This window comes from Microbacterium sp. Bi128 (genome assembly GCF_918698205.1).
This window is the reverse complement of sequence record NZ_CAKKMM010001691.1, coordinates 1-1001: the sequence shown is the minus strand read 5'-3', so window position 1 is coordinate 1001 and position 1001 is coordinate 1. Positions and strand designations below refer to the sequence as shown.

At 65.0% G+C, this 1001-nt stretch carries 2 protein-coding genes; both read left to right on the top strand.

Annotation, left to right across the window (positions count from 1 at the left end):
* The first annotated feature begins 88 nt into the window (after positions 1-88).
* Positions 89-844, top strand: coding sequence for a glycosyltransferase family 2 protein (locus LQV45_RS35565; protein ID WP_079552994.1), 756 nt, complete (start codon positions 89-91; stop codon positions 842-844).
* Between the two features lie 31 nt (positions 845-875).
* Positions 876-1001, top strand: a 126-nt coding sequence (locus LQV45_RS35560; protein WP_230012767.1) for an NAD-dependent epimerase/dehydratase family protein, incomplete at its 3' end; no start/stop codon positions are given.

The window sequence follows — 1001 nt, the reverse complement described above, 5'->3', positions numbered from 1 at the left end:
GTCCTCGTGCTGGGGGGGCTTGACCTAACGATGATACGCGATTGCGCCGCTCCGGCCCCTGGCCCAGGAGTCGCCTAGAGTGGTTCGCATGAACGACGAGAATGGCCCCGGCGTGCCGAAGATCAGGGCCAGCGTGTGCATGGCCACCTACAAGGGTGCGGCCTTTGTCCGGGAGCAGATAGCGTCCATCCTCGCCGAGTTGGGTCCCGACGACGAGCTCGTAGTGGTCGATGATGCGTCCCCCGACGAGACTGCCGCGATCGTGGAGGGGATCGATGATCCGCGGATCCGCCTCGTCCGCTCGCCTGTCAACCGGGGGTACGTGCGCAGCTTCGAGGAAGCGATCCGGCTGAGCCGGGGGGAGTACGTGTTCCTGTCCGACCAGGACGATGTCTGGATTCCGGGCCGGCTGGAGCTGATGCTCGCTGCCTTGTCCGGTTCTATGGTGGTCGCCAGCAATTTCGACATGCTGGGCGGCGGAAACCGGCCCTGGATTCCGCGGCTGAAGTCCGCGGACTCGCGGCGGCACGTGGCAAACTTGTTCGCCATCCTGATCGGGTACCGGGCGTACTACGGCTGCGGCATGGCCTTCCGCAGGGAGGCTGCCCGCTACTTCACCCCGATTCCCGCTTACGTCCGGGAATCACACGATCTCTGGCTGGCCATCTGCGGCAATGTAGCCGGATCGATAACCCACCTTGACGAGTCGACCATTTACCGCCGGATCCACGAATCGAACCAGACGCCTGCCGGCCTGCGGTCGCTGCCCAAGATCGTCGCGGCCCGCGTGATGCTGGTCCGGCTCATGGTCGAAGCCCTCCGGAGGACCCGCCGGCGGGTCTGAGCCGGCAACGGCCTTTCGGTAAGCTGGCCTCATGCAGAAACTCCTCGTCACCGGCGGCGCCGGCTTCATCGGCTCCAATTTCGTCCACTACGTACTGGAGAACACCGGCCACCACGTCACGGTCCTCGACAAGCTCACCTACGCGGGCAATGTGGAG

What these genes read in the sequence shown, in the direction of transcription:
- LQV45_RS35565 (WP_079552994.1), top strand. Translation starts at nt 89, where the DNA reads ATGAACGACGAGAATGGCCCCGGCGTGCCGAAGATCAGGGCCAGCGTG.